Source organism: Acidovorax sp. Root217, from assembly GCF_001428645.1.
GTDB lineage: Bacteria > Pseudomonadota > Gammaproteobacteria > Burkholderiales > Burkholderiaceae_C > Acidovorax.
The window spans coordinates 619,647-641,973 of record NZ_LMIH01000012.1 but is presented as its reverse complement, the minus strand read 5'-3'; the positions used below and the strand labels follow the sequence as shown (position 1 = coordinate 641,973).

The following is a 22,327-nucleotide window of genomic DNA, read 5'->3' as shown; positions in this document are numbered from 1 at the left end:
GCATTTCAGGCCGCCCGGCCTGCGCGCTGGGCCACGTCCTTGAGGCTGCTGCGCAGCGCCAGCTTGCGCACGATGGCCGAGAACGCGCGCGTGGGCGCCGACTCGCGCGCCACGGGCGACCACAGCATGCCCGGGGTGCGCACGGGCGTGGGGCTTTCCAGCCGCACCACCACCAGCCCCGAATGCGGTGACACCACATTGGCTGCAACGATGGACGCCAGCTGCGTCTTGCCCACCAGGTCCATCATCGGCGCCAGGGTGTTGATCTCGGCCACCACCTGCGGCTCGGCGCCGCAGGAGCGAAAGCACTCGTCCAGCATCTGCCGCGTGGCAAAGCTGGCCGGCAACAGGGCCATGGGCATGCGGTGCAACTCGACCATGCGCACGCGCTTGCGCCGGGCGAGCGCATGGCCCTTGGCCACCACCAGCACCATCTCTTCGTTGTAGAGCGGCTCGAACTGCAGCGGCCCCGGCACTGCCGGCCGGTAGGCGATGCCCAGGTCCAGCGTGCCCTGCTGCAGGCGCGCGGCGATGTGGTCTGCCGACAGTTCTTCGACCACCACCTTCACGCGCGAATGGCGCTCGTGGAAGGCGGCGATACAGCCCGGGATGAAACCCAGGTTGAAGGTGTGCGTGGAGCCGATGTGCAGCTCGCCCGCCACCTCCGAGCCGTTCTGGCGCAGGGCGCCCAGGCCCAGGTCGATCTCGTGCAGGGCCTTGGTGCAGTAGTGCAGAAACTCGTCGCCCGCACCGGTCAGCGCCACGCGCTTGCCCGCGCGGTCGAACAGCGCCGCGCCGATCTCCTCCTCGAGCTGCTTGATCTGGTGCGACAGCGTGGACTGCGTCACATGCAGCCGCTCGGCCGCACGCGTGAAGTTGAGCGAGCCGGCCAGGGCGATGAAGTAGCGCAGGTGCCTCAGTTCCATGGCGGTGCCACCGGTGGTTGATCGATGCCATCGATGGTAACCATGAAAAACAATCATTTCCAGGAAGTCGGTACGCCCCCTACAGTCGCCTGCAACCCACAAGACCGCCCTGAAGTCCAGGCGGCCAGAGACCCACAAGGAGACAACGAGGTGCACAAAGTCCTCAGCGGTATCAAGGTGCTGGAGCAAGGCACGTTCATCACGGGCCCGGCGGCAGGCATGTTCCTGGCCGACCTGGGGGCCGAGGTCATCAAGATCGAGCAGCCCGGCGCGGGCGACCCGTTCCGCGCGTTCCGCGGCGGCCTCTACAGCCCGCACTTCCAGACCTACAACCGCAACAAGCGCAGCATCACGCTCAACCCCAAGCTGCCCGAGGACGCAGCCGTGTTCGACGAGCTGGTCAAGGATGCGGACGTCTACATCCAGAACTTTCGCCCCGGCGCGGCCGACCGGCTGGGCGCAGGCGAGGCCCGGCTGCGCGGACTGAACCCGCGCCTGGTGTACTGCGCGATCAGCGGTTTCGGCCAGACCGGCCCGGCCGCAGGCCGCCCGGCCTACGACACCGTGGCCCAGGCCGCGAGCGCATTCCTCAAGCTGCTGGTGAACCCTGCCAACCCCCGCGTGGTGGGCCCGGCGCTGGCCGATGCGATGACCGGCTTCTACGCCGCCTACGGCGTGCTGGGTGCCATCGTCGAGCGCGGCCGCACGGGCGTGGGCCGCAAGGTCGAGGTGTCCATGCTCGAGGCCATGTGCCACTTCAACCTGGATGCGTTCACGCACTACTTCTCGGAAGACGAGGTCATGGGCCCCTACAGCCGGCCCAGCGTCTCGCAGTCCTATGTGCTCGAATGCGCCGACGGCCTGTGGATCGCCCTGCACATGTCCTCGCCCGAGAAATTCTGGCAGGGCCTGGCCAACGCCATCGAGCGCCCGCGCCTGTTCGACGACCCGCGCTTTGCGACGCGCGAGGCGCGCATCGCCCACCAGGAGGACCTGATCGCGTTGCTCGGCGGCCTGTTCCGCGAACAGACACGCGCCACCTGGTGCGAGCGCCTCGAAGCCGAGGACGTGCCCCACGCGCCCATGTACGACACCCGTGAGGCCATGGAAGACCCCCAGGCCCGCCACCTGCAACTCGAAGTGAGCGCCCCCCACCCCGAGGGCGGCCAGTGGCGCACCATCCGCTCGCCCGTGAGCTTCGACGGCGAGCGCGCATTGGAAGTCACCGCGCCGCCCATGCTGGGGGCCGACAACGCGGCCATCGTCGGACCCATACGCCAGCGGCTCGGGCAAGCGCTCTGACCCGCCAGCCGACCCCAAGAAAAAACAAGGAGACAAGAACCCATGACCCCATCGAATGAAAACGAGCTGACCCAGGCCGTGCTGCAGCGCCTGGACGGCGCCAGCGACCCGCGCTTCGCGCAGATCATGGAATCGCTGGTCACGCACCTGCATGCCTTCATCCGCGAGGTGGACCTGAAGCCCGAGGAATGGATGCAGGGCATCGAGTTCCTCACCGCCGTGGGCAAGGCCTGCACCGGCCAACGCCAGGAGTTCATCCTGCTGTCGGACACGCTGGGCGCCTCGATGATGGTGGTGATGCTCGACCAGCTGCGTGCCACCGCCCATGCCAAGGGCAGCCAGCGCATGACCGAGGCCACCGAGGCCACGGTGCAGGGCCCCTACTACTGGGAGGGCGCGCCCGAGCTGCCGCTGGGCGCCAACCTGTCCGCAGGCGTCAAGGGCGAACCCACCTTCTACAGTGGCCGCGTGACCGACACGCACGGCCAGCCGCTGGCGGGCGCGCTGCTCGACATCTGGTCGGGCGATGGCGAGGGCGTGTACGACATGCAGGTGGAAGGCTCGGGCATGGCCGCGCGCGCCCGCGTCCGCACCGATGACCAGGGGCGCTACTGGTTCTGGTCCATCCGCCCGAGCTTCTACCCCGTGCCGGTAGACGGCCCCGTGGGCCGCATGCTCGACGGCATGGGCCGCCACCCGAACCGGCCCGGCCACATCCACATGATGGTCTCCGCAACTGGGCATGCCCCGGTCACCACCCACCTCTTCGTGGCAGGCAGCCCCTACATCGAGTCGGATGCGGTGTTCGGCGTGCGCCCCAGCCTGATCGTGGACTTCGAGCAGCACCCCGCCGGCCAGGCGCCGGACGGCACGGCACAGGCCGCGCCCTGGTGGTCGGCGCACTACGACTTCCGCCTCGAACCGCAAAACGCCTGAAAGCCGCTCCATGAAAATCGGAAAATCCACCGTCCCGCGCACCGCCATCTGCACCTCCAACGAGCACACCATCGTCGTGCGCGGCGAGGACCTGTGCCAGGACCTGATCGGCCACATCCCGTTCGCCGACTACTTCTTCCTGCTGCTCACCGGCCGCCGGCCCGACGCGGCCTGCAGCGCGGTGCTCAACGCCACCCTGGTGGCGATCGCCGAGCACGGCCTGGTGCCCAGCGTGCAGGCCAGCCGCATGACCTTTGCCGCCGCGCCCGATGCCTTGCAGGGTGCGGTGGCCGCCGGCATCCTGGGCTGCGGCTCGGTGATCCTCGGCGCATCGGAAACCGCAGGCCGCATGTTCGCCGACGTGGCGGCGCGGGTGGATGCCGGCGCCACGCTCGACGATGCGGCCACGGCCGTGGTCACCGAGCTCAAGGCCGCGCGCCGCTCCATCCCGGGCTATGGCCACCCGCTGCACAAGGAGGTGGACCCGCGCGTGGGCCGGCTCATCGCCGTGGCCACCGAAGCCGGCGCCGACCTGCGCTACGTGCAGATCGCCTTGGCGGTGGAGAAGGTGATCCCCGGCATCGTCGGCAAGGAGCTGCGGCTGAACGTCTCGGCCGCGATCCCGGCGGTGCTGATGGGCGTGGGCTTCCCGGTGGCGTCGCTGCGCGGCGTGCCCATCCTGGCGCGCACGGCGGGGCTCATAGCTCACCTGGCCGAAGAGGCCGAGACGCCGAGCGGCTTTGCGCTGTCCTACCAGGCCACGCGCGAACTGCAGTACGAGGGCAGCCTGCCCGATGGCTTTGGAGAAGCAGCATGACGCAGCGCCGCCAGCTAATCGCCGCCACAGCACTGGCGCTGCTGGCCAGCGCTGCCAGCGCGCAGGGCACCGGCCGCCCCCTCAAGCTGGTCGTGCCCTTTGCCGCCGGTACCTCGACCGACATCGTGGGCCGGGTGCTGGCCGAGGCCCTGGGCCGCCAGCTCGGGCAGACGGTGATCGTGGAGAACAAACCCGGTGCGGGCGGCACCATCGGCAGCGAGATGGTGGCGCGTGCAGGCGCCGATGCCAACACCCTGCTCATGGGCACCGTGGGCACGCATGCCATCAACCCCACGCTGTACAAGAAGCTGCCCTACCAGCCGCTGCGCGACTTCGTGCCGCTGGGCTTTGCAGGCGCCACACCCACCCTGCTCGTGGTGCCGGCCAGCGCGCCGTGGAAGGGCGTGGCCGACCTGCGCCAGGCCAGTGGCAAATCCGTGAGCTTCGCCTCGGCGGGCAACGGCACCTCGGGCCACCTGGCGGGCGAGACGCTGAACATCCGCCTGGGGAAAGACTTCGTGCACGTGCCCTACCGCGACGGCGCGCAGGCGCTCACCGAGCTGATGGGCGGCAACGTGCAGTTCATGTTCTACCACCCGGCCGCCGTGCTGCCGCACATCCGTGCGGGCAAGCTGCGCGCCCTGGGCGCGTCGAGCGCCAAACGCAGTGCGGCAGCGCCCGACGTGCCCACGCTGGCCGAGCAGGGCGTGGCGGATTTCGACCTGGTCGCGTGGTTCATGCTGTATGCGCCCGCCTCGATGCCGGCCGCGCAGCGCGACGCCTTGCGCGATGCCACGCAGGCCGTGCTGGCCCAGGCCGAGGTGCGCGAGAAGCTCGCCGCGCAGGGCATTGAATCCGCGGCCATGAACGCAGCGGAGATGGCCACCTTCGGCACGGCCGAGGTCGCCAAGTGGGGCGAAGCAGTGAAACGCTCCGGCGCCCAGGTGGACTGATAGCGACCCACAGGCCACGCATGCCCCTCCCACAGCCCGCCCACCGGAGTCGGCGGCTCTGGCGCAGCCATGCCCGGCACGAAAGGAGTGATGCCATCGATTGACGGACAGACCCACACGGTGCGGTGCACGCCATGGCGGCGTTGCGCTGCAGACGAGCGAAGCGAACAGACCACACAAGCGGGCATGAACCCGCAACAGGAGACAAGAATGCGCAGAACAATGGTGATGAAGACGATGCTGGTGCTGGCCGCCGGTACCTTGCTGGCCGGCAAGGCCCTGGCCCAGGGGGCGGAATGGCCGAACAAGCCCATCAAGATCGTGGTGGGCTTTGCGCCCGGCACGCCGCCCGACATCTTCGCCCGCATGTACGGAGACTACGCGGGCAAGAAGCTCGGCGTGCCGGTGGTGATCGACAACCGGCCTGGCACGGCCGGCAACCTGGCTTCGGACGCAGTGGCCAAGTCGCCTGCGGACGGCTACACCTTCGTGTACAACCTGTCCACGGCGTTCACGATCAACCCCTTCATCTACAGCAAGCTGCCGTTCGACCCCGACAAGGACCTGGTGCCCGTGGCCACCACCATGCGCCAGGGCCTGGTGCTGATCGCCACCAACAAGTTCCCGGCCAAGACCGTCAAGGACCTGGTGGCCGCCGCCAAGGCCAAGCCGGGTGTCTACTCGCACGCCTCGTACGGCGCGGGCAGCCCTTCGCAGCTGATCGTGGAATCACTCAAAGACGAGGTCGGCATCGACATGCTGCACGTGCCCTACCGCGCCAGCCCCATCGCCGACCTGGTGGGCGGCCAGGTGGACACGCTGATGGAGCCCATCGCCACCGGCTACCAGCTGATCAGCAGCGGCAAGGTGCAGGCGCTCGCCTACTCGGGCCCCACGCGCCATCCCGCCCTGCCCGATGTGCCCACGCTGTCGGAGGTGATGCCGGGCTTCTCCATGATGTCCTGGCACGGCATCTGGGCACCTGCGGCCACGCCGCAGCCCATCCTCACCCGCTTCAACGCACTGCTGGTCGAAGCGAGCAAGGACCCCGACCTGTCGCGCCGCATCCGCGAGCTGCACAGCGAGCCCCTGGGCGTCACGCGCACCGAGATGGCGGCCATGGTGCGCCGCGATGCGGAGATCTACAGCCGCGTGGTCAAGGCGCGCAACATCAAGGTGGACTGAACGAGCTGCCGCTACCTGGCAAAAGGCAGCGCGCTACTGGGTCGGTGCAGGTGCCGGCGCGGCGGCAGGGGCCGGAGCCTCCTGGGCCTTGGGCTTGGGCACCCGGTCACAGCCGGCCAGGGCCAGCGCCAGAACACAGACGCCGGCCAAGGCGGCGCGGGACATAGGGGATGGATGGAACAGCATAGGCAGGGTCCTCCCTGGCCGTCGGGACGGGGGGCATGTGCCGGACGGCGCGGGCGCAGCCCCTTGGAATCTCCATTTTTGCGGCCCCGGCCCCCGCTGTCTGTCAGAAAAGGGCGCCAAAAAGGCGGCCCCTTTTAATCGACGATCGTGAGCTTGGCCACCGACAGCGCCAGCCATTTGGTGCCGTGGCGCGGAAAGCTCACCTGGGCCCGCGCGTCGTCGCCCGTTCCCTCCAGCGCCAGCACCTTGCCCTCGCCGAACTTGGTGTGGAACACGGCCAGCCCCACGCGCAGGCCATGCGATGGCGCGGCCTTCTGCACGGGCACCGGCGGGCTGGCGAACTGCTCCGTGCGGCCGGAGCCGAAGGGGCTGCGGTCGCGCTGGCCGAACGGGTTGCTGCCTGCATTGGGCGCATAGGTGCCAAAGCCCTGCTGCTTGGGCGTGATCCATTTGAGCGCCGCCTCGGGCAGCTCGTCGAAGAAGCGGCTCTTGATGTTGTAGCGTGTCTGGCCGTGCAGCATGCGTGTCTGCGAATGGCTCAGGTACAGGCGCTTGCGCGCGCGGGTGATGGCCACATACATCAGGCGGCGCTCTTCTTCCAGGCCCTCGCGTTCGTTGGCCGAGTTCTCGTGCGGGAACAGGCCCTCTTCCATGCCACCGATGAACACGCCATCAAACTCCAGGCCCTTGCTGGCATGCACGGTCATCAGCTGCACGGCGTCCTGCCCGGCCTGGGCCTGGTTGTCGCCGGCTTCCAGCGCCGCATGGGTCAGGAACGCGGCCAGGGGCGACAGCGTTTCGCCGGTGTCGAAGTCCACGATGCCGGCCACAGCGGGCAGGGGCTCGTCCACCACCGGCGCATCGGGATCCAGGCCCTGGCTGGCCGGGCTCTGGCCCAGGCGGTCGTTGCGCAATTCATCCACCGGCAGGGCCACGGCGTCGCGGCCGAAGCCCTCCTGCGTGACGAAGCTCTCGGCCGCGTTGACCAGTTCCTCCAGGTTCTCGATGCGGTCGGCGCCTTCCTTCTCGGTACGGAAGTGCTCCACCAGGCCCGAAGACTGCAGCATCTGCTCGATGATCTTGCGCAGGTTCATGCCCTCGGTCTGCTCGCGCAGCACGTCGACCATGGCGACGAAGGCCGACAGGTTGGCCCCGGCCTTGCCCGGCACGGCGCTCACGCCGTCGTGCAGCGAGCAGCCGGCCGCACGGGCCGCGTCCTGCAGCACCTCGATGCTGCGCGCGCCGATGCCGCGCGGCGGGAAGTTGACCACGCGCAGAAAGCTGGTGTCGTCGTGCGGGTTCTCCAACAGGCGCAGGTAGGCCAGCGCGTGCTTGATTTCCGCGCGCTCGAAAAAGCGCAGGCCGCCATACACCCGGTAGGGCACGCTGGCATTGAACAAGGCCGATTCGATCACCCGGCTCTGCGCATTGCTGCGGTAGAGCACGGCGATCTCCTTGCGCTCGAAGCTGTCGCTCTTCACCAGTTGCCGGATCTCGTCCACCATCCACTGCGCTTCGGCCAGGTCGGTGGTGGCCTCGTACACGCGCACCGGCTCGCCGGGGCCCTGCGTGGTGCGCAGGTTCTTGCCCAGGCGGCGGCTGTTGTGGCTGATGAGGGCGTTGGCCGAGTCGAGGATGTTGCTGTAGCTGCGGTAGTTCTGCTCGAGCTTGATCTGTTGCTGCACATCGAACTCGCGCACGAAGTCGGCCATGTTGCCCACGCGCGCACCGCGAAAGGCGTAGATGCTCTGGTCGTCGTCGCCCACGGCGATCACGCTGCCGCGCGCCTCGAAGCGCCCGCCGCTGTCGTTGCCGGCCAGTTGCTTGAGCCAGGCGTACTGCAGCTTGTTGGTGTCCTGGAACTCGTCCACCAGGATATGCGCGAAGCGGCGCTGGTAGTGCTCGCGGATCGGGTCGTTGTCGCGCAGCAGCTCGTAGCTGCGCAGCATCAGCTCGCCAAAATCCACCACGCCCTCGCGCTGGCACTGCTCTTCATAGAGCTGGTAGACCTCGATCTTCTTGCGCGTATCGCTGTCGTTGGCCTGCACGTCGCCCGGGCGCAGGCCCTCCTCCTTGCAGCCGGAGATGAAATATGCCAACTGCTTGGGCGGAAAGCGCTCGTCGTCCACGTTGTGCTGCTTGCACAGGCGCTTGACGGCCGAGAGCTGGTCCTGCGTGTCCAGGATCTGGAACGACTGCGGCAGGCCGGCCGGCTTGTGGTGCGCGCGCAGCAGCCGGTTGCACAGGCCGTGGAAGGTGCCGATCCACATGCCGCGCACGTTCACCGGCAGCATGGCCGACAGGCGGGCCACCATTTCCTTGGCGGCCTTGTTGGTAAAGGTCACGGCCAGGATGCCACCCGGTGTGGCGTAGCCGTTCTGCAGCAGCCAGGCAATGCGCGTGGTGAGCACCCGGGTCTTGCCCGAGCCGGCACCCGCCAGGATGAGCGCATGCCCAGCCGGCAGGGTGACGGCGGCGAGCTGCTCGGGGTTGAGATTGGCCAGCAGGGGCGGTACAGCCGATGGTGCAGCGGGCGTGGGGGGCACCAGGGGATCCGGTGCACCCGGGAACAGGTCTTGTGGGAACATGGGGGCATTGTAGAAAGCGCCAACGCCTGCCATGAAAAACATTGCCCTTGCCGCAGCCATGCTGCTGGCCCTGCATGCCCCCCACCTCGCAGCCCAGTCCAGCTGCAGCAGCGACGGCGTGCCCCGCCCGGTCGCGCTGTTCGAGCGCTTCGTGAGCGCCGACTGCGAGAGCTGCTGGGCCGACAAGGCCACGCCGGCCCCCACGGCGCCCGGCACCCTGGTGCTGGACTGGATCGTGCCCGGCACCCAGGGCGACGACGCGCCGCTGTCGGCCGCCGCCACGCGCGATGCCCTGGCGCGGCTGGCCGCCCTGGGCCGCACGGCGCCCACGGCCACCGACGTGAATACCGCTCCCGTGCAAGGAGTGCAGGGCAGCCGGCTGCGGGTGTCGCACGGGCCGGCCATCAACGACTACCTGGGGGCGTCGATCGCCTTCTCCCCCGTGCCCACCCGGGGCGCTGCGCCCGCTGCAGGGCCTGATGCAGGAGCCTTCTACCTGCTGCTGGTGGAATCCATCCCGGCGGGCACCGAGGGCTCGCCCGTGGCCCGGCACCTGGTGCGCAACGTGTACCAGCGTTCGCTGGACAACCCGCACACCCTGTCCAAAGGCGAGCGCTCGGGCTGGCGCGATTCGCGCCCCATCTACATCCCCGAAGGCGCCAAGACCGACCGCCTGCGCCTGGTGGGCTGGGTGCAGGACAAGGACGGGCGGATCATCGATGCAGCACAGTCGCGCTGCGCCCCCTAGAACCCGTTCCCTATTGGAGAGATAACAGTAGGGATATACCCGCACCGGTTGGCGCGGGTAGAATCAATCACCGGGCCCAAGTTTCTTGCTGCCCGGTTTTTTTGTGCCTGCGCACAGCAGGGTTCGTTGCAGCCATCACGGCTCCAATCGCATGACCGGTCTTCAAGCCAAGCGCCCACTGCAGCAGAAATCGTTTTGCTGCAGCCTCTTATGGAGCTTGGAAATCTCATGGAAATCTTCGATTACGACAACGTTCTCTTGCTGCCGCGCAAGTGCCAGGTGGAAAGCCGCTCGGAATGCGATGCCGGCGTGGAGCTGGGCGGGCGCACATTCCGCCTGCCGGTCGTACCGGCCAACATGAAGACGGTGGTGGACGAAACCATCTGCACCTGGATGGCGCAGAACGGTTATTTCTACGTCATGCACCGCTTCGACCTGGACAACCTGCAGTTCGTCAAGGATATGCATGCCAAGGGCTGCTATGCCTCGATCTCGCTGGGCGTGAAGCAGCCTGACTACGACACCGTGGACCAGTTGGCGGCTGCGGGCATCACGCCCGAGTACGTGACCATCGACATCGCGCACGGCCATGCCGACAGCGTGAAGAACATGATCGGCTACCTCAAGTCCAAACTGCCTGCGGCCTTCGTGATCGCCGGCAACGTGGCCACGCCCGAAGCGGTGATCGATCTGGAGAACTGGGGCGCCGACGCCACCAAGGTGGGCGTAGGGCCGGGCAAGGTCTGCATCACCAAGCTCAAGACCGGCTTCGGCACGGGCGGCTGGCAGCTGTCGGCGCTCAAGTGGTGCGCCCGCGTGGCCACCAAGCCCATCATTGCCGACGGCGGCATTCGCAGCCACGGCGACATCGCCAAGAGCATCCGCTTTGGCGCCAGCATGGTCATGATCGGCTCGCTGTTCGCGGGGCACGAAGAATCGCCCGGCAACACCGTGGAGGTCGATGGTGCCCTGTTCAAGGAGTACTACGGCTCGGCCAGCGACTTCAACAAGGGCGAGTACAAGCACGTGGAGGGCAAGCGCATCCTCGAGCCCATCAAGGGCAAGCTGGCGGGCACCCTGATCGAGATGGAGCAGGACGTGCAAAGCTCCATCAGCTACGCCGGCGGCAAGAAGCTCATGGACATCCGCAAGGTGAACTACGTGATCCTGGGCGGCGACAACGCGGGCGAGCACCTGCTGATGTGAGCCCCCGCCCGGCGCGGGTCAGGCCCTGAGCAGGATCAGCGCCATGTGGTGCAGGTCATGCCCGGGCTTGGCCAGCGCATCGACGATGCTGAAGTGGTTCAGCCCTTCCAGCACCTGGCAGCGCGGCACGGCATGCGAGCCCCATGCGTCCTGCACCAGCCGCGCCTGGCGGATGAACTCCGGGCTCTCATCGCCGCCGACGGCGCAGTACAGCATGCCCTGGCCGGGCGCCTGCAGGCGTGCCGGGCTGTACTGCAGCACCTGCTGCTCGGTGAGCTTGAGCGCCTCCTGCAGAAAGGGTGTGTGCATCAGCGGATCGAGGTCGTGCACCCCCGAAATCGACAAGGCGCTGCGCACCGCGCCGTCGGGCAGGTTGCCGATCAGGGGCCAGACGCTGGTGAGCAGCATGGCCGCCAGTTGCCCACCCGCCGAATGCCCCGCCACCGTGATGCGGTGCGGGTCGCCGCCATAGCGCCCAATGTTCTGCCAGATCCAGGCGATGGCCTTTTCCATCTGCCGCATGATCTGGGGAATGCCGACCGGTGCCTCCGGGGTGCCGGGGCACAGCGAATAATTGACCACCACCACGCAGACACCTTCACGGTTGAACGCCGGCGCGATGAAGGAGTGGTCCGACTTGTCGAGCGCGCGCCAGTAGCCGCCGTGGATGAACACCAGCACCGGCGCCCCCTTGCCGGAGCCGGGCGGCAGCTGGGTAGTGGGAAAGACATCCAGGGTCTCGCGCGCGCCCTTGCCATAGGCCAGGTCGGCCACGCAGGGGTGGTCGGCCCGTACCTGGGCCGACTCCTTCGCCCAGCGGGCGAAATAGTTCACGTGCTCGGGCACCAGCGCCCGGTTGTTGTACATCAACTCCAGCCAGGCGGGGTCGTGTGGTGTCTTGGTGTCCAGGGCCATGGGTGTGTTCTCCTCGTCCTGGCGCCACATCATCCTGGCAAGTGGCGCCGACTGCAAGCCCGATGACAGGCTGCACCGCGAAAACCGCCGATGATGGCGGCAGAGACATCCGCACCAGGAGACAGAGACCATGAACAACAACACCCCTCCCCTGCGCACCACCGTCCTGGGCATCGGCATGATGGGCGCGCCCATGGCGCGCCGGCTGCGCGCTGCCGGCCATGAGGTCCATGCCTGGAACCGCACGCGCGAGGCGGCCGATCCGCTCGCTGCCTTCGGCATCACCGTCCACTCCGATGTGCGCGCTGCCGTGGCCGGCGCCGACGTGGTGATCAGCCTGCTCGCCAACGGGCCCGTGGTGGGCCAGGTGCTCTTCGAGCGCGGCGCAGCGCAGGCCCTGCGCCGCGACGCGCTGTTCATCGACATGGCCTCCATCCAGCCGCGCGAGGCGCGCGACCATGCGGCCCGCCTGGGCGAGATGGGTATCGCCCACCTGGACGCGCCGGTCTCCGGCGGCACGGTGGGCGCCGAAAGCGGCACCCTGGCCATCATGGCCGGTGGGCGCCCCGAGGACTACGCCCGTGCCCTGCCGATCTTTGCCGCCTTCGGGCGCGCCACGCACGTGGGGCCGCACGGCGCGGGCCAGCTTGCCAAGCTGGCCAACCAGATGATCGTGGGCATCACCATCGGCGCCGTGGCCGAGGCGCTGCTGTTCGCTGCCAAGGGCGGGGCCGACATGGCCAAGGTGCGCGAGGCCATCAGCGGCGGGTTTGCCGACAGCCGCATCCTGCAACTGCATGGCCAGCGCATGGTGGAACGCAACTTTGCCCCCCAGGGCCGCATGACGGTGCAGCTCAAGGACATGCGCAACGCCCTGGCCACGGCCGGCGAGATCGGGTTCGACGCGCCCGTGACCGCGCTTTTCGAAGCGCTCTACGCCGAAGGCGTGGAGCACGGCCTGGGCGAACTGGACCACAGTGCGCTGTTCGTGGAACTCGCCAGCCGCAACGCGATGCAATAATTTTTGGGCCCCACTTGCAAGCCGGCCAAAAACTAGTGCATAATTCGAGGCTCTGCAGCAATGCAGGCAGATCACTAAAAGATTTGGGTTCTTAGCTCAGTTGGTAGAGCAGCGGACTCTTAATCCGTAGGTCGAGTGTTCGAGTCACTCAGGACCCACCAAATCTAAGCCGCAAGGCACATGAAGCCGACGCCATGAACAACATGGCGCCGGCTTTTTTGTTTCTGCCCGAGGCGATACCGGCCCTGCATCGTGCCCCGCCACGGCCGGCCCACGCCGGCACCTTGCAATCGCCGCATTCGCCACCATCTGCTGCTGTCGAAGAACTGCCGCTCAAATCACGTCCCGCCGCTGGACGCCTGCGTTCTGCAGACCTTTTCCCTTCCTCCGGGTACCTGCTTGCGCCCTCCTTTGCAGAGGGTTGCTGGGGGGGCCCGAACGCCCCACCCCGGCACCGCTGCGGGTGGCTGAGACCATTGCGCCCGCCAACCCACGGGGCGTGTTCCAAGCGAAGGAGCCTTTCATGGCAGGAAAAGAACAGAAACGCGGCAACAAGGAATCGAAGAAGCCCAAGCAGAAGCCCGTCGCGATGGTGGAACCCGCCGCCCCCGCAAAGGCCGGCGGCGCAGCGCCGCAGCGCGCAGCCAAGAAGGGCTGATCCCCCAACAGGGCCTTTTCTGCCCTGGCTGTTCGCCCCCTTCAAGCACCGGGCTTGAAGGGAGCGCGCAGCATTCACGGCCTCGCGCAAGCGCAGGCCCGCCCGCGTGCCGCACGCAGGCCCCCTTCGACGCGGACGGCGTGGCCCGTTCGCCCCTTCTCCTGCAGCGGGCACACCACAGGGCACAGCGCGGCCCCGGGGTGCCCCGAAAGGCGCCCGTGCTTGTTGTCGATGCCCTGTCTTCCCTCTCCCATGTTCTGAGGGGCGCTGACGCGCCGCCGTGGAACGGCACCGCGCCCGTGCGCGAAGAACTCTTCGGTATGGAGCGGCTGGAGCAGCATGCGCGCAGCCTGGCCGCCGCCCAGCAGGTGAGCCTGCGTCCGCCCCAGGTCCCTTCGCTGCACCGGCGCCTGCGGTCCAACGCCAGCCAGTTGCTGGCCGCGTACCGGGCCAGCGCCGCCGAGCTGGAGTCGGGATCCAGCGTGGTGCCCGCCGCCGACTGGCTGCTGGACAACTACCACGTGGTGGAAGAGCAGATCCGCGAGATCCGGGTCGACCTGCCCCCGGGCTACTACCGGCAGTTGCCCAAGCTGGCACAGGGGCCGTTTGCCGGCTACCCGCGCGTCTTCGGCATTGCCTGGGCCTTTGTCGCCCATACCGACAGCCACTTCGATCCGCTGGCGCTGCGCCGCTTCATTGCGGCCTACCAGGAGGTGCAGCCGCTGATGATCAGCGAGCTGTGGGCGGTGGCCATCACCTTGCGCATCGTGCTGGTGGAAAACCTGCGCCGGCTGGCCGACCAGATCAGCGCCGGCCGGGCGGACCGCGCCGATGCGCAGGCACTGGCCAACCGCCTGCTGGCCTCGGGCAGCGCGCATTCGGCCCTGGTGGGCGACATCGGCACACGCGCCAGTGGCCCGCTGTCGGAGCTGTTTGCCGCGCAATTGGCCAAGCGCCTGCGCGACCAGGACCCGCGCACCACCCCGGCGCTGCAGTGGCTGGAAGAGCGGCTGGCCCAGCAGGGCACCAGCGTGGGCCTGGTGATCGAGCACGCCCAGCAGCGCCAGGGCGCATCGAACGTCAGCGTGCGCAACGTGATCACCAGCATGCGGCTGATGTCCGACATCGACTGGGCCGACCTGGTCGAGGGCATGGGCCTGGTGGACGCACGCCTGCGCGAGAGCAGCGGCTTCGCAGCGATGGACTTTGCCACCCGCAACCTTTACCGCAATGCCATCGAGCAACTGGCACGTGGCTCGGCCCTGACCGAGTTGGCCATTGCCGAGCAGGCCCTGGCCAGTGCGCAGGCAGCCGTAGCCGCCCAAGGCACCGGGGCCACCCCCGCGCGCGCCACCGACCCCGGGTACCACCTGGTGGCCGAAGGCCGGCCCGCGCTGGAGCAGGCCATCGGCTTCAAGCCGCCCTGGGGCTTTCGCTTCAACCGCTGGCAGGTGGGCCTGGGCGTGCGCGGCTACATTGCCGCCATCATGGGCCTGGCGCTGTTGCTGCTGGGCGCGGCCCTGTGGTGGGCGGGCATGCACGGCACGCACCCGGGCTGGCTGGTGGCGCTGGCGCTGGCCGGCTTTCTGCCTGCCACCGAGGTGGCCAGCGTGCTCGTCAACCGGCGCGTCACCCGGCGCTTTGGCCCGGTGGGGCTGCCAGGCCTGGCGCTGGATGATGGCGTGCCCACCCATCTGCGCACCCTGGTGGTAGTGCCCACGCTGCTGACCAGCGAGGCCGACCTGCGCGCCCACATCGAAAGCCTGGAGGTGCACCACCTGGCGGGCGCAGGGGGCGACCTGTCGTTTGCACTGCTGTCCGACGGACTGGACGCCGCCACCGAGGTCACAGGCAGCGACGCCCACCTGATTGCCGTGGCGCAGGAGGCGATTGCCGCGCTGAACCTGCGGCACGGCCCGGCGCCTGGCGGCCAGCGCTTTTACCTGCTGCACCGGCACCGCCGCTTCAATGCCGGCGAGAACTGCTTCATGGGCTGGGAACGCAAGCGCGGCAAGCTGCACGAGCTCAACCGCCTGCTGCGCGGCGCCACGGACACCAGCTTCATGGCGCTGGACGGTGGGACACAGCCCGACATCCTGCCCGATGTGCGCTACGTCATCACGCTCGACGCCGACACGCGCCTGCCGCGCGACGCCGCGCTGCGCCTGATCGGCAAGATGGCCCACCCGCTGAACCAGCCCACTTTCAGCCCGGCCGAGCAGCGCGTGGTGGGAGGCCATGCCATCCTGCAGCCACGCGTGACGCCGGCGCTGCCCATGGGGCTGGAGGGCTCGCTGTACCAGCGGCTGACCTCTGGCCCCGGCGGCATGGACCCGTATGCGGCCGCGGTGTCGGACGTGTACCAGGACCTGTTTGGCGAGGGCTCGTACACCGGCAAGGGCATCTACGACGTGGACGCCTTCGAAGCCGCGCTGGCCGGGCGCGTGCCCGAGAACACGCTGCTCAGCCACGACCTGTTCGAGGGCGTGCTGGCACGCGCCGGCCTGGCTTCAGACGTGGAGGTGGTGGAGGACTTTCCGGCCCGCTACGACGTGGCCGTGCAGCGCCAGCACCGCTGGACGCGCGGCGACTGGCAGCTGCTGCCCTGGGTGCTGGGCCGGCGCCACCAGGGTGCCGCCTTGCCCGCGCTGGGCCGCTGGAAGATGCTGGACAACCTGCGCCGCTCGCTGCTGGCCCCGGCCGGCCTGTTGACCCTGCTGCTGTGCTGCGCTCTGCCCTGGCCGCAGGCACCCTGGGGCGTGCTGCTGGTGCTGGCGGCGCTGGGCGTACCGGCGTTTCTGCCGGGGATGGCCGAGCTGTGGGCCAGCCGCCCCGGCATCCGCGTGGCCAGCCACCTGCGCCTGCTGGTGGCCGACTTCCGCGTAGCGGTGCTGCAGACCGTGGCTGCCATTGCACTGCTGCCCGACCATGCCTGGCGCGCGGTGGATGCCATCGTGCGCGCGCTGGTCCGGCTGTATGCCACGCATCGGCAGATGTTGGAGTGGAAAACCGCCGCGCAGTCGGCCACCAAACCGCGCCCGGGGCCTGCGGGCTTTTACCGGCTGATGGCCGGCGGCCTGCTGCTGGCCACGGTGCTGGCCGCTTGTACTGCCGCTTTCGCACCGGCATCGCGGCCGCTGGTGCTGCCGCTGCTGGCCCTGTGGCTCGCGGCGCCGGCACTGGCCTGGCGCTCAAGCCGCCGCTCGGTGCCCGCGCCGCAAAGCGCGCCCGCGCTGGACAACGCGCTGGCGCTCCGGCGCATCGCGCGCCGCACCTGGCGCTTCTTCGAGACCTTCGTCACGGCGGCCGAGCACTACCTGCCGCCCGACAACTTCCAGGAAGACCCCAAGCCCGTGGTGGCACGCCGCACCTCGCCCACCAACATGGGGCTGTACCTGCTGTCGGCCGTGGCCGCGCGCGACTTCGGCTGGGCCGGCGCCGTGCAGACTGCGGACCGGCTGGAGGCCACGCTGGCCAGCATGGGGGCGCTGGCGCGCCACCGGGGCCATTTCTACAACTGGTACGACACGGGCACGGCGCAGGTGCTGGCACCGGCCTACGTGTCGTCGGTGGACAGCGGCAACCTGGCCGGCCACCTGATCGCGCTGGCCAATGCCTGCGAGGGCTGGGTGCGCGCGCCGCTGCCCGGCACCTGGGTGCAGGGGCTTGGCGATGCCGTGGCACTGGCGCGTGAATCAGTGACCAGCGTTCCCGCAGCCCAGGGCGCGCAGGGCCGGCGGCTGCTGGCCATGCTGGCCGAGATCGACACCGCAGTGGCTGCAGGCGCCGTGGAGATGGGCCTGCCCGCCCTGCAGCGCCTGGCCGACAAGGCGCTGAAGGAGGCGCAGGACATCGTGGTGCCGGCAGGCAGCGGCGATGGCGATGCATTGCTGTTCTGGAGCGGCGCCGTGCGCGCGCGGGTCGCCGAGCAGGGGCGCGATCTGCAGGCCACCGGGACAGATGCGCCCACGCTCGACATGCGCTGGCAGGGGCTGGCCGACACGGCGCGCGCGCTGGCGCTGGGCATGGACTTCGCCTTTTTGCTCGACCCCGAGCGCAAGCTCCTGTCCATCGGCTACGCAGCGGTGGAAAACCGGCTCGATGCCAATTGCTACGACCTGCTGGCGTCCGAAGCGCGGCTGGCCAGCCTGTTCGCCATCGCCAAGGGCGACGTGGAGACGCGCCACTGGTTCCGCCTGGGGCGCACGGCGATCCCGGTGGGCAAGGGCTCGGCCCTGGTGTCGTGGTCGGGCTCGATGTTCGAGTACCTGATGCCCTCGCTGGTGATGCGCGCGCCTGCCGGCAGCCTGCTGGAGCACACCAATACCCTGGTGGTGCAGCGGCAGATAGCCTATGGCGCGCTGCAGGGCATACCCTGGGGCATCTCCGAATCGGCCTACAACGCGCGCGACCTGGAGTTCACCTACCAGTACTCCAACTTCGGCGTGCCGGGCCTGGGGCTCAAGCGCGGGCTGGCCGAGAACCTGGTGATCGCCCCCTACGCCACAGGCCTGGCCTGCATGGTGGATGCCACGGCGGCGGGGCACAACTTCGCGCGCCTGGCGCAGCTCGGTGCCCTGGGGCAGCATGGCTTTTACGAGGCGCTCGACTTCACGCGCAGCCGCCTGCCCGAGGGGCAGGCCGTGGCCATTGTGCGCAACTACATGGCGCACCACCAGGGCATGACCATCGTGGCCATTGCCAACACGCTGCACGGCGGGCAGATGCGCGAGCGCTTTCACCGCGAGCCCATGGTGCAGGCCTGCGAGCTGCTGCTGCAGGAGCGCATGCCGCGCCTGGTGGCCGTGGCCCACCCGCGCGCCGAAGAGACGCAGACCGGCCCCGCCGACGTGCGCGACGACCTGCATGCCGTGCGGCGCATGGGCGCGCCAGGCGCGGGGGCACCGGCCACACACCTGCTGTCCAACGGGCGCTATGCCGTCATGCTGACGGCGGCCGGCACCGGCTACAGCCGCTGGCGCGACATGGCGGTGACCCGCTGGCGCGAGGACGCGACCAGCGAAGACTGGGGCTCGCATGTCTACCTGCGCGACGCGCACAGCGGCCGCACCTGGTCCGCTGCGGCAGAGCCCTCAGGCCGCGCTGCCGACCGCTACGAGGTGGCGTTTGCCGAGGACCACGCGGCCTTCACCCGCCACGACGGCAGCATGACCACCACCACCGAGGTGATCGTATCGGCCGAGGCCGATGGCGAGGTGCGCCAGGTCACCCTGGTCAACACAGGCCCACGGGCGCGCGAGATCGACCTGACCTCGTACGCCGAGTTGGTACTGGCCCCGCCTGCGGCCGACAATGCCCACCCGGCGTTCTCCAAGATGTTCGTGCAGACCGAGTACCTGCCCGAGTTTGGCGCGCTGCTGGCCACGCGCCGCGCGCGCAGCCCGGGCGAGCCGGGGGTGTGGGCCGCGCATTTTGCGGTGGTGGAGGGCACGGTGATCGCCCCGGCGCAGTACGAGACCGACCGGGGCCTGTTCCTCGGCCGGGGCCGCACGGCGCGCAATGCGCTGGCGGTGCATGGCGGCGGTGCGCTCTCCAACACCGTGGGCACGGTGCTGGACCCGGTGTTCGCGCTGCGCCAGCGCGTGCGCATCGCCCCCGGTCAGATGGCCCGTGTGGCCTTATGGACCCTGCTGGCGCCCACGCGCGAAGCGCTGCTCGACCTGGTGGACCAGCACCACGACCGCAGCGCCTTCGAGCGCGCGCGCACCCTGGCCTGGACCCAGGCCCAGGTGCAGCTGCGCCACATCGGCATCGGCGCCGAGGCGGCGGCGGACTTTCAGCGCCTGGCCGCGCCCATTTTGTATGCGGACGCGCGCTTTCGCGCACCAGCCGATGCCATTGCGCGCGGCGCGGGCCCGCAGTCGGGCCTGTGGCAGCACGGCATTTCGGGCGATCTGCCCATCGTGCTGCTGCGCATCGACGACATCGAGGACATCGCTCAGCTGCACCAGTTGCTGCAGGCGCATGAATACTGGCGCATGAAGCGCCTGGGCGTGGACTTGGTGGTGATCAACGAGCGTGCGTCGTCCTACGTGCAGGACCTGCAGATCGCCATCGAGACCGCCGTGCGCAGCAGCCAGTCGCGCCCGCGCCTGGGTGAGTCGCTGGCGCAGGGGGTGGTGCACACGCTGCGTGCCGACCTCATGGATGCGGCTTCGCGCGCACTGCTGCAGTCCATTGCCCGGGTGGCGCTGGTAGCGCGGCGCGGCCCTATCGCCCAGCAATTGGCACGGATGCCCGCGGAGGCCCCCGAGGCGGTGGGCAGGCCAGCGCCTCTGCCGGCGCCGCAGCCACAGCACGAACCGGCCCCTGCGCCTGACACCGCCGGGCTCGAGTTCTTCAACGGCCTGGGCGGCTTCGACAAGGATGGCACGGAGTACGTGACCATCCTGCGCGACGGGGCGACCACGCCCGCGCCGTGGATCAACGTCATCGCCAACCCGGCCTTCGGCTTTCACGTGTCGGCCGATGGCAGCGGCTACACCTGGGCCGGCAACAGCCGCGAGAACCAGCTCACGCCCTGGTCCAACGACCCGGTGAGCGACCCGGCGGGCGAGGCCTTCTTCGTGCGCGACGATGCCAGCGGCCACGTGTGGAGCCCCACCGCGCAGCCCATTCGCGGCAACGGCACCTACACGGCGCGCCATGGGCACGGCTACAGCCGCTTTCTGCACGAGGCCCACGGCATTGCGCTGGAGCTGCTGCAGTTCGTGCCGATTGCTGATCCGATCAAGGTGTCGCGCCTGACCTTGCACAACCGCACGGCGCAGGTGCGGCAGATCACCGTGACGCTGTATGCCGAATGGGTGCTGGGCACTTCGCGCGGGGCATCGGCCCCGTTCGTGCTGGCCGAGCGCGATGCGGACAGCGGCGTGCTGCTGGCACGCAACCCCTGGAGCACGGCGTTTGCCGGCCGCGTGGCGTTTGCCGACCTGGGCGGCCAGCAGACGGCGTGGACGAGCGACCGCACGGAGTTCCTGGGGCGGCATGGCAGCCTGGCGGCCCCGGCGGCGCTGCGCGGCCAGGCCGTGCTGTCCGGCGGCGGCGTTGCGGGGTGCGACCCGTGCGCAGCGCTGCAGTGCACGCTCACCCTGCAGCCGGGGGAAAGCAGGGAGGTGACCGGCTTCATCGGGCAGTGCGCATCGGCTGCCGAAAGCCTGGCCCTGGTGGCGCGCTACCGCCTGCTCGATGTGGGTGCGCTGCTGCAGGAGGTGGTGCAGCATTGGCGCAGCCTGCTGGGCGCCATTCAGGTGCGCACGCCCGACCGGGCCATGGACATCATGCTCAACGGCTGGCTGCTGTACCAGACCCAGGCCTGCCGCATCTGGGCGCGCTCGGCCTTCTACCAGGCCAGCGGGGCCTACGGCTTTCGCGACCAGCTGCAAGACGGCATGGCGCTGGCGTTTGCGCGCCCCAATGAGACGCGCGCCCACCTGCTGCGTGCTGCGGGCCGGCAGTTTGCCGAAGGCGACGTGCAGCACTGGTGGCTGCCGCACTCGGGCCAGGGCGTGCGTACGCGCATCTCGGACGACCGGGTGTGGCTGGCATTTGCCACCGCCAGCTACGTGCAGGTGTCAGGCGACGCAGCGGTGCTGGACGAATCCATTGCCTTCCTGGAAGGGCCTGCACTGCAGCCGGGCGAGCACGACGCGTTCTTCCAGCCCATGCTGGCGGATGCATCGGCCACCCTGTTCGAGCACTGCGCACTGGCGCTGGACCAGACCATGGCGCTGACCGGTGACCTGGGCCTGCCGCTGATGGGCACGGGCGACTGGAACGACGGCATGAACCGCGTGGGCCAGGAGGGCCGGGGCCAGAGCGTGTGGCTGGGCTGGCTGCTGGTGCGCACGGTGGCGCTGATGGCGCCACTGGCGGATGCCCGCGACCCCGCAAGGGCAGCGCGCTGGCGCGCGCACGCCGAGGCGGTGCGCGCGGCGCTGGAGCGCGAGGCCTGGGACGGCGCCTGGTACCGGCGCGCCACCTTCGACGACGGCACCTGGCTGGGCACGCACGATGCGAAGGAATGCCGCATCGACTCCATCGCCCAATCGTGGGCGGTGCTCTCGGGAGCCGCCGACCCTGCGCGCGCGCTGATCGCCATGGCCTCGCTGGGCGACAAGCTGGTGCTGCCGCAGGAAGGCCTGGCCCTGCTGTTCACCCCGCCGTTCAACGCCACGCCGCACGACCCGGGCTATATCAAGGGCTACCCGCCCGGACTGCGCGAGAACGGCGGGCAGTACAGCCATGCCGCCATGTGGGCCATCATGGCCCGGGCCCAGTTGCGCAACGACCCGCAGGCCGGCGCCCGGGCGCACGCGCTGTTCGCGCTGGTCAACCCGATCCACCACGCGCGCACGCCCGATGAGGTGGCGCGCTACCGGGTGGAGCCGTATGTGGTGGCGGCCGACGTCTATTCCGTGGCACCGCACACCGGGCGCGGCGGCTGGACCTGGTACACCGGCGCCGCGGGCTGGATGTACCGGGCCGGGGTGGAAAGCATCCTGGGCATACGGCGCGAGGGGCAGATGCTGGTGATCGACCCGTGCATTCCTGCCGAGTGGCCGGGGTTCCAGGTGCAGATCGTGCTGGGTGACGCCCGCTACACGGTTGAAATCACTGCGGCCACTGGACAGGGAAGCAGTGTTGCATCTGCCGAGCTGGACGGGACGGCTCTGCCCTGCGATGCAGGCCCTTTGCGCCTGCCTGTGCGCATGGGTGAGCACCACGTGCGCATCACCCTACCGCAGCGCTGAGGGCCGGGGGCAATTGCCCCCATACCCGACCAGACTGGTAGTGAATTTTGCGCGACAGGGTTCATTTTTTACAAATCTGAATCCAGTTGGCATCTCCCCACGTACAGGCTGC

14 protein-coding genes and 1 tRNA gene are annotated in these 22,327 nt (G+C 69.2%); 11 read left to right on the top strand and 4 right to left on the bottom strand.

The features are described 5' to 3' along the window. Nucleotides 1-5: 5 nt before the first annotated feature. Complete coding sequence (locus ASE31_RS13005; protein ID WP_057202029.1) at nt 6-926, bottom strand: LysR substrate-binding domain-containing protein; 921 nt, start codon at nt 924-926, stop codon at nt 6-8. Between the two features lie 150 nt (nt 927-1,076). Here ASE31_RS13005 and ASE31_RS13000 point away from each other — a divergent pair, with 150 nt between their 5' ends. From ASE31_RS13000 to ASE31_RS12980, 5 genes are all read left to right on the top strand, one after another. Further along, nucleotides 1,077-2,228, top strand: coding sequence for a CaiB/BaiF CoA-transferase family protein (locus ASE31_RS13000; protein ID WP_057202028.1), 1,152 nt, complete (start codon nt 1,077-1,079; stop codon nt 2,226-2,228). 42 nt (nt 2,229-2,270) lie between these two features. Beyond that, entirely contained in the window at nt 2,271-3,164 is an 894-nt protein-coding gene (locus tag ASE31_RS12995; protein ID WP_057202027.1) for a dioxygenase, read from the top strand. A 10-nt stretch (nt 3,165-3,174) separates the two neighbouring features. Continuing rightward, the gene (locus tag ASE31_RS12990; protein WP_057202026.1) at nt 3,175-3,981 is read left to right on the top strand and encodes a citryl-CoA lyase; all 807 of its coding nucleotides are present in this window, start codon (nt 3,175-3,177) and stop codon (nt 3,979-3,981) included. Continuing rightward, a complete protein-coding gene (locus ASE31_RS12985; protein WP_057202025.1) occupies nt 3,978-4,934 on the top strand; it encodes a tripartite tricarboxylate transporter substrate binding protein in 957 nt (318 codons plus the stop codon). Before ASE31_RS12990 ends, ASE31_RS12985 begins: the two co-directional genes overlap by 4 nt. Nucleotides 4,935-5,144: 210 nt before the next feature. Then, nucleotides 5,145-6,119, top strand: a complete 975-nt coding sequence (locus ASE31_RS12980) for a tripartite tricarboxylate transporter substrate binding protein (RefSeq protein ID WP_057202024.1) — start codon at nt 5,145-5,147, stop codon at nt 6,117-6,119. A 33-nt stretch (nt 6,120-6,152) separates the two neighbouring features. On the opposite strand, the gene ASE31_RS32945 is transcribed toward ASE31_RS12980, so the two are convergent. Then, nucleotides 6,153-6,284, bottom strand: a complete 132-nt coding sequence (locus ASE31_RS32945) for a hypothetical protein (protein WP_255357676.1) — start codon at nt 6,282-6,284, stop codon at nt 6,153-6,155. A 155-nt stretch (nt 6,285-6,439) separates the two neighbouring features. Next, nucleotides 6,440-8,893 carry a UvrD-helicase domain-containing protein gene (locus tag ASE31_RS12975; RefSeq protein ID WP_057202548.1) on the bottom strand — a complete coding sequence of 818 codons (2,454 nt, stop codon included), beginning with the start codon at nt 8,891-8,893 and terminating at the stop codon, nt 6,440-6,442. Nucleotides 8,894-8,924: 31 nt separating this feature from the next. Here ASE31_RS12975 and ASE31_RS12970 point away from each other — a divergent pair, with 31 nt between their 5' ends. Together ASE31_RS12970 and ASE31_RS12965 are read left to right on the top strand one after the other, a co-directional pair. Beyond that, complete coding sequence (locus ASE31_RS12970; RefSeq protein WP_057202023.1) at nt 8,925-9,641, top strand: hypothetical protein; 717 nt, start codon at nt 8,925-8,927, stop codon at nt 9,639-9,641. Nucleotides 9,642-9,869: 228 nt separating this feature from the next. Continuing rightward, nucleotides 9,870-10,847 carry a GMP reductase gene (locus tag ASE31_RS12965; protein ID WP_057202022.1) on the top strand — a complete coding sequence of 326 codons (978 nt, stop codon included), beginning with the start codon at nt 9,870-9,872 and terminating at the stop codon, nt 10,845-10,847. Between the two features lie 18 nt (nt 10,848-10,865). Here the strand turns inward: ASE31_RS12965 and ASE31_RS12960 are convergent, their stop codons facing one another. After that, nucleotides 10,866-11,762, bottom strand: coding sequence for an alpha/beta hydrolase (locus ASE31_RS12960; RefSeq protein ID WP_057202546.1), 897 nt, complete (start codon nt 11,760-11,762; stop codon nt 10,866-10,868). A 130-nt stretch (nt 11,763-11,892) separates the two neighbouring features. Here ASE31_RS12960 and ASE31_RS12955 point away from each other — a divergent pair, with 130 nt between their 5' ends. The 4 genes from ASE31_RS12955 (at nt 11,893) to ASE31_RS12940 (ending at nt 22,215) form a co-directional block, all read left to right on the top strand. Beyond that, entirely contained in the window at nt 11,893-12,783 is an 891-nt protein-coding gene (locus ASE31_RS12955; RefSeq protein ID WP_057202021.1) for an NAD(P)-dependent oxidoreductase, read from the top strand. Nucleotides 12,784-12,868: 85 nt separating this feature from the next. Further along, a tRNA-Lys gene (locus ASE31_RS12950) sits at nt 12,869-12,944 on the top strand. Between the two features lie 362 nt (nt 12,945-13,306). Beyond that, nucleotides 13,307-13,441 carry a hypothetical protein gene (locus ASE31_RS32940; protein ID WP_255357675.1) on the top strand — a complete coding sequence of 45 codons (135 nt, stop codon included), beginning with the start codon at nt 13,307-13,309 and terminating at the stop codon, nt 13,439-13,441. 320 nt (nt 13,442-13,761) lie between these two features. After that, entirely contained in the window at nt 13,762-22,215 is an 8,454-nt protein-coding gene (locus tag ASE31_RS12940) for a GH36-type glycosyl hydrolase domain-containing protein (protein WP_082604133.1), read from the top strand. Nucleotides 22,216-22,327 lie beyond the last annotated feature (112 nt).

Bases quoted from the DNA above. Each gene is read 5' to 3' on its own strand.
- ASE31_RS12940 (WP_082604133.1), top strand. From the start codon at position 13,762: ATGGAGCGGCTGGAGCAGCATGCGCGCAGCCTGGCCGCCGCCCAGCAG.
- ASE31_RS12995 (WP_057202027.1), top strand. From the start codon at position 2,271: ATGACCCCATCGAATGAAAACGAGCTGACCCAGGCCGTGCTGCAGCGC.
- ASE31_RS32945 (WP_255357676.1), bottom strand. From the start codon at position 6,284: ATGTCCCGCGCCGCCTTGGCCGGCGTCTGTGTTCTGGCGCTGGCCCTG.
- ASE31_RS12955 (WP_057202021.1), top strand. From the start codon at position 11,893: ATGAACAACAACACCCCTCCCCTGCGCACCACCGTCCTGGGCATCGGC.
- ASE31_RS12985 (WP_057202025.1), top strand. From the start codon at position 3,978: ATGACGCAGCGCCGCCAGCTAATCGCCGCCACAGCACTGGCGCTGCTG.
- ASE31_RS12975 (WP_057202548.1), bottom strand. From the start codon at position 8,893: ATGTTCCCACAAGACCTGTTCCCGGGTGCACCGGATCCCCTGGTGCCC.
- ASE31_RS13005 (WP_057202029.1), bottom strand. From the start codon at position 926: ATGGAACTGAGGCACCTGCGCTACTTCATCGCCCTGGCCGGCTCGCTC.
- ASE31_RS12965 (WP_057202022.1), top strand. From the start codon at position 9,870: ATGGAAATCTTCGATTACGACAACGTTCTCTTGCTGCCGCGCAAGTGC.
- ASE31_RS12990 (WP_057202026.1), top strand. From the start codon at position 3,175: ATGAAAATCGGAAAATCCACCGTCCCGCGCACCGCCATCTGCACCTCC.
- ASE31_RS12970 (WP_057202023.1), top strand. From the start codon at position 8,925: ATGAAAAACATTGCCCTTGCCGCAGCCATGCTGCTGGCCCTGCATGCC.
- ASE31_RS12960 (WP_057202546.1), bottom strand. From the start codon at position 11,762: ATGGCCCTGGACACCAAGACACCACACGACCCCGCCTGGCTGGAGTTG.
- ASE31_RS32940 (WP_255357675.1), top strand. From the start codon at position 13,307: ATGGCAGGAAAAGAACAGAAACGCGGCAACAAGGAATCGAAGAAGCCC.
- ASE31_RS12980 (WP_057202024.1), top strand. From the start codon at position 5,145: ATGCGCAGAACAATGGTGATGAAGACGATGCTGGTGCTGGCCGCCGGT.